The sequence below is a fragment of the Niallia sp. genome (genome assembly GCF_031978665.1).
Lineage (GTDB): Bacteria > Bacillota > Bacilli > Bacillales > Cytobacillaceae > Niallia.
In genome coordinates, this window is the sequence record NZ_DALZDK010000058.1 from 1 (window position 1) to 6,320 (window position 6,320).

The 6,320-nt window shown below is 41.4% G+C and carries 6 protein-coding genes; all 6 read left to right on the forward strand.

Going from position 1 to position 6,320, the window contains the following annotated elements; all coding sequences use genetic code 11:
- Positions 1 to 224 precede the first annotated feature (224 nt).
- Positions 225 to 1,184, forward strand: coding sequence for an acetylxylan esterase (locus RTL21_RS22045; RefSeq protein ID WP_312099175.1), 960 nt, complete (start codon positions 225 to 227; stop codon positions 1,182 to 1,184).
- Positions 1,177 to 3,411: an alpha-galactosidase gene (locus tag RTL21_RS22050; RefSeq protein WP_312099177.1), complete on the forward strand. Its 2,235-nt coding sequence runs from the start codon at positions 1,177 to 1,179 to the stop codon at positions 3,409 to 3,411. The genes RTL21_RS22045 and RTL21_RS22050 overlap by 8 nt, the downstream gene beginning before the upstream one ends.
- An 11-nt stretch (positions 3,412 to 3,422) precedes the next feature.
- Positions 3,423 to 4,817 carry a glycoside hydrolase family 1 protein gene (locus RTL21_RS22055; protein ID WP_312099200.1) on the forward strand — a complete coding sequence of 465 codons (1,395 nt, stop codon included), beginning with the start codon at positions 3,423 to 3,425 and terminating at the stop codon, positions 4,815 to 4,817.
- Positions 4,818 to 4,909: 92 nt separating this feature from the next.
- Complete coding sequence (locus RTL21_RS22060) at positions 4,910 to 5,785, forward strand: ROK family protein (RefSeq protein ID WP_312099179.1); 876 nt, start codon at positions 4,910 to 4,912, stop codon at positions 5,783 to 5,785.
- A gap of 8 nt (positions 5,786 to 5,793) precedes the next feature.
- On the forward strand, positions 5,794 to 5,934 hold the full coding sequence (locus RTL21_RS22065; protein WP_312099181.1) for a hypothetical protein: 141 nt from the start codon (positions 5,794 to 5,796) through the stop codon (positions 5,932 to 5,934).
- Positions 5,916 to 6,182: a hypothetical protein gene (locus RTL21_RS22070; protein ID WP_312099182.1), complete on the forward strand. Its 267-nt coding sequence runs from the start codon at positions 5,916 to 5,918 to the stop codon at positions 6,180 to 6,182. Before RTL21_RS22065 ends, RTL21_RS22070 begins: the two co-directional genes overlap by 19 nt.
- Positions 6,183 to 6,320: the final 138 nt, after the last annotated feature.

The window sequence follows — 6,320 nt, forward strand, 5'->3', positions numbered from 1 at the left end:
ACCCGTATCTAAGCCCGACCGGCAGAAAAAGCGAGCATCAAGGTAACAGATCCTCTTTCAAAAAAACCAATAAGTGAACAAAGTGCCAATCAGTCCAAGCAAATATTCCACCCACCGTCACCTAATAAAATTTTGGTTTTACATTACCAAAAATAAATATAGACATTTACAACTTCAAGTATATACATTATAATGAAAGCGATAACAGTTCGGAGGTGCCCTTCATGAAAAAAGAGCAGGTAATCAATGAATATCGAGAATATAAAGGCTCTGGGAGAAAGCCCGAAGATTTTGATGCATTTTGGGGCAAGGCGTTACAAGAGCTAGATGAACAAAGCTTAGAGTATACATTAGAAAAGGTAGACATTCCTTCAAAAACGGCGGATTTTTACAACTTGTATTTTACAGGGGTAAAAGGAGCAAAGGTAAGGTGTCAATATATTCGACCGAAGAAAATAGAAGGAAAAGTGCCAGGTATGCTGATGTTTCATGGCTACCATGGGGACAGTGGGGACTTTGGCGATAAGCTTTCCTGGGTAACAGAGGGGTTCGCTGTTCTTGCAATGGATTGCCGGGGACAAGGTGGAGAATCAGAAGATAATACAACCGCAAAAGGAACGACATTAAAAGGATTAATTATTCGAGGTGTCGAAGAAGGACCAGAGAGCCTTTATTATCGAAGTGTATTTTTAGATACTGCTCATGCTGCAAGAATATTAATGAGCATGGAGGAAGTCGATGAAGAATCGATTTCCGTTCAGGGAGCATCACAGGGCGGTGCGTTGTCATTAGTATGTGCTGCGCTTGAACCAAGAGTAAAAAAAGTAGTCGCGCAATACCCATTCCTTAGTGATTATCGAAAAGTGTTTGAGTTAGATATTAATTCATCTGCTTATGAGGAACTTGCTTATTGGTTCCGATTTCGGGATCCAATGCATGATAGAGAAGAAGAATTTTTCCAGACGTTAGAATATATCGATTTACAACATTTAGCACCAAGGATTAAGGCGGAAGTAAAGTGGGCGATTGCTTTAGAAGATGGAGTGTGCCCGCCAGCAACACAATTTGCTGTCTACAATCAGATTTCTTCACCAAAAGAGATGATCTTCTTCCCTGAGTACGGACATGAATATTTGCCGAAATTAGGAGACAGAGTCAGGGGGTTTTTGTTAAATCATGAGTAAAATGATTGCTTTCAATGAGGAAACATTAGAATTTCATTTAACAAACGGACTTATTAGTTATTTATTTCGTGTAATTGAAAAAACATCCCAGCTAGAGCATCTTTATTTTGGCAAAGCAATTAGACATCGTGATAATTTTCATTATTTATTAGAAAGAGAAATTCGTCCCTCCAACAACCAATTAGAGGGGGACCATACCTCTTCTTTAGAACATATAAGACAAGAATATCCTTCCTATGGAACGACTGATTTTCGCACACCGGCTCAGCAAATTCGCTATCCAGAGGGGGATCGAATTTCTGATTTTCGGTACGATCATCATAATATCCTAGAAGGAAAGCCAGTATTAAGCGGATTGCCTGCTACTTATGTAGAGGACAAGGACGAAGCAGAGACGTTAGAAGTAGTATTAAAAGATTCGTATTCAGATATTAGCATTCATTTATTTTATACTATTTTTGCAGGAAGAAAGGCGATTGCTAGAAGTGCGAAGTTTGTAAACGATGGAGAGCAAGTCTATGATTTAGAATCGGCCATGAGCTTAAGTCTTGATTTTCCAGATAAAAACTTTGAACTTGTTCATTTGCATGGTGCGTGGGCACGGGAAAATCATATGGAGAGACAGCCTGTAATAACAGGTATTCAAGCTGTCTCTAGTGCAAGAGGAGCAAGCAGCCATCAGCATAATCCGTTTATGGCACTTGTGCGACCAGATACGACAGAGCATACGGGTCAAGCCTACGGATTCAGCTTAATTTATAGCGGCAATTTTTTGGCACAGGTCGAAGTAGATACGTACCAAGTTACAAGGGCAATGATTGGAATTAATCCCTTTGAATTCTCTTGGCAATTAAAGGCGAATGAATCATTCCAAACACCAGAAGCTCTCATTGTTTTTTCCGATGAAGGATTGAATGGAATGAGTCAGACCTTCCACGAGCTTTATCGCACGAGACTTGCTCGAGGCGAATGGCGGGATAAGGAACGACCGATTCTCATCAATAACTGGGAAGCAACCTATTTTGACTTTAATGAGGAAAAGATTGTAGATATTGCCAAAAAAGCAGCTGAGCTTGGGGTAGAATTATTCGTTTTAGATGATGGCTGGTTTGGCGAAAGACATGACGATACCTCTTCTCTTGGTGACTGGTTTGAAAATAAAGACAAATTGCCAAATGGCATAAAAGGTTTAGCGGAGAAGATTCATTCGTTAGATCTAAAATTCGGTCTATGGTTTGAACCTGAAATGATCAGCAAAGGAACAAAGCTTTTTGAAGAGCATCCAGATTGGCTCATTCATGTCCCTGGAAAAAGAACATCCCATGGCCGAAACCAATTTGTCCTCGACTATTCACGTCCAGAGGTTGTCGATGGAATTTTTACACAGATGGATGCGATTCTCTCAACAAGCAAAATTGACTATATTAAATGGGATATGAACCGTTACATTTCCGAGGTCTTCTCGCTTGCGTTGCCAAAGGAGCAGCAAGGGGAAGTATTCCATCGTTATATTTTAGGCGTTTATTCTCTATATGAGAGATTGCTAGATAAATATCCGCATCTGTTAATTGAGTCCTGTGCAGGTGGTGGGGCGAGATTTGACCCGGGGATGCTCTATTATGCGCCGCAAGCGTGGGCGAGTGATGATACCGATGCGGTGGAGCGTTTGAAAATTCAATATGGCACGTCCATGGTTTATCCACTCTCTAGTATTGGTAGCCATGTGTCAGCAGTTCCAAACCATCAAGTTGGCAGAATGACAAGCTTGGATACGCGGGCAAATGTTGCTTACTTTGGCACTTTTGGCTACGAATTAGACATTACGAAAATGACAGCAGAAGAGCATGCAAAGATAAAGGAGCATATTGCTTTCTTTAAAAAGCATCGCAAGCTGATTCAGCAAGGAACGTTTATCCGCTTGCAAAGTCCTTTTACGAATAATGAAACAGCTTGGATGGTAGTCTCAGAGGATCAATCAGAAGCAATTGTCGGCTACTATGAAGTATTGGCAAAGCCAAATAGACCGTATGAGCGCCTGCAGCTAAAAGGCTTGGCAGCAGATAAATTATATACAGTGAATAATGACTTAGAGCGATATGGCGATGACTTAATGGAAATCGGTCTTCTTTTCGCAGGAAACTATATCGATCGTGCCAGCGAATACTGGTCAAGAGAGCATATAACGGATTACAACAGTAAAATATTTTATTTAACAGAGAAACAATAAAGGAGACAAAAATCATGAAAAAGTTCCCGGAAAATTTTTGGTGGGGTGCAGCGACATCTGGACCACAAAGTGAAGGACGTTTTAATAAACAACATGCAAACGTATTTGACTACTGGTATGAAATCGAGCCAGAAGTATTCTATAATCAAGTCGGACCAGATACAGCGTCCAATTTTTATAATAGCTATGTAGAAGATATCGCGTTAATGAAAGAAATCAACTTAAACTCTGTTCGTACTTCTATTCAATGGACACGTTTAATCGATGACTTTGAAACAGCTAGTTTAAATGAAGATGGCGTGAATTTTTATAATAATGTCATTGATGAATTTATTAAACAAGGCATCACACCAGTATTTGGCTTACACCATTTTGATTTGCCAGTAGAGCTATATCATAAATATGGTGGCTGGGAGTCTAAACATGTAGTCGATCTTTTTGCAAAATTTGCTCGCCGCTGTTTCGAATTATTCGGCGATCGCGTGAAGCACTGGTTTACTTTTAATGAACCGATGGTAATTGTCGATGGTCAATATCTATACCAATTCCATTATCCAAAAGTAGTAAGCGGCAAAAAAGCAGTACAGGTAGCATACAATCTAAATCTAGCATCTGCAAAGGCAATTAAAGAATTCCGCGATTTAAAAATGAACGAAAAAGGCGCGAAAATTGGTACAATCTTAAACTTAACGCCTTCTTATCCAGCAAGCGATAAGCCAGAAGATGTGGAAGCTGGCCGAATTGCTGACCTATGGCGCAACGAAATGTTCCTTCATACAGCAGTCTACGGAGAATTCCCGCCAGGATTAGTAGAATTGTTAACAAAGGATAAAGTGATTTGGGAATCAACAGAAGAAGAACTTGCGATTTTAAAGGAAAATACAATTGATACACTTGGTGTGAACTTCTATCACCCATCTCGCGTTAAAGCGCCAGATGTAGCACCAAACAGTGTGGGAGACTGGATGCCAGATCGTTATTATGATCATTACGCAATGCCAGGCCGCCGCATGAACTTAGATAAAGGGTGGGAAATCTTCCCTGAGGCACTTTATGATATTGCGATCAATATTCGTGATAATTATAAAAATATTGAATGGTTCGTATCGGAAAACGGAATGGGCGTTTCCAGAGAAGACCGCTTCTTAAATGAAGAAGGGGTAATCGAGGATGATTACCGCATCGAGTTTATCCAAGAGCATTTAGAATGGGTTCACAAAGGAATCGAAGAAGGATCGAATTGCTATGGCTACCATCTGTGGACGCCAATCGATTGCTGGAGCTGGATGAATGCCTACCGCAACCGCTATGGATTCATTTCGAACAATATTCATACACAAGTAAAAACAATTAAGAAATCTGGCCATTATATTAAAGAAGTAAGTGCCAATAATGGGATTCAATAATTTGGACAAAGATCATCGCTTATCTTTTGCGATGGTCTTTTCTTAAAGCATATAATAGGATTGAAAGCGTACACATTGATAGGGGTGTTCATATGTCTTTATTAGTAATGGATATAGGCGGGTCTTCTGTAAAGTTTGCCGTATGGGAAAAAGAACAGCTAGTGGACAAAGGAGCTTTCGTTACGCCAAAAACTTGGGATGAGATGAAACAAGAGATGCTGCAGCTAAAAGAAAAGATGGACGCCAGCTATACAATTGACGGCGTTGCATTCAGTTCTCCAGGTGCTGTAAACCAGAGCAAAGGGGTGATTGAAGGAGCAAGCGCCGTTCCCTATATCCACCACTTTCCGATTTTTTTTGAGCTAGAGGAGCTATTTGGCTGCCCTGTTACCATGGAAAATGATGCAAACTGTGCAGGGCTTGCAGAAGTATGGAAAGGCGCAGCAAAAGGACTCCAAAATGTGCTATTTGTTGTCATTGGCTCAGGAATAGGCGGAGCAGTAATCGTCGATGGAAAAATCCGTCACGGCAAACATCTATTTGGCGGCGAATTTGGCTACATGCTGTTAAAAGAGGACCAAACATTCAGCGACCTAGGTACCGCTGTAAATATGGCAAAGCGTTATTCCAAGCGAAAACAATTAGAAACGGAATTAAGCGGCAAGGAAGTGTTCGAGCTCGCAGAACAAGGCGATGAACTAGCAAAAGAAGAGGTAGAAACCTTCTATCACTATTTAGCAACAGGCATCTACAATCTGCAATACAGCTTTGATCCAGAAAAAATCATCATCGGCGGCGGCGTCTCCAGCAAAGAAGGCCTACTCGACAAGCTAAATGTACATCTTGAAAAAGTAGTAAAAAGCGCGAAAATCGCCCCATTCCTTCCAGAGGTAGCAATCTGCGAATTCCGAAACGATGCCAATTTGATTGGGGCTGTGTATAATTATCAGCTTGCATTTGGGGAGTAGGAGTAGGGGTGCCGAACCCGCAAGTAAGGTGGAGAGTCGCAAGAAAAAGTGCCGAACTGGCAAGTAAGGTGCGAAAAGTCGCAAGTAAGAGTGGAGAACCTGCAAGTAAGATGGAGAGCCGCAAGAAAAAGTGCCGAACTCGCAAGTAAAGTGCGAGAAGTCGCAAGTAAGAGTGGAGAACCTGCAAGTAAGATGTGAGAACTCGCAAGTAAGAGTGGAGAACCTGCAAGTAAGATGCGAGAAGTCGCAAGTAAGAGTGGAGAACCTGCAAGTAAGATGGAGAGTCGCAAGAAAAAGTGCCGAACTCGCAAGTAATGTGCGAGAAGTCGCAAGTAAAGGTGGGGAACCTGCAAGTAAGGTGGAGAGTCGCAAGAAAAAGTGGAGAACCTGCAAGTAAGATGCGAAAAGTCGCAAGTAAGAGTGCCGAACCCGCAAGTAAGATGGAGAGTCGCAAGAAAAAGTGTTGAACTCGCAAGTAAAGTGCGAGAAGTCGCAAGTAAAGGTGGGGAACCTGCAAGTAAGGTGGAGAGTCGCA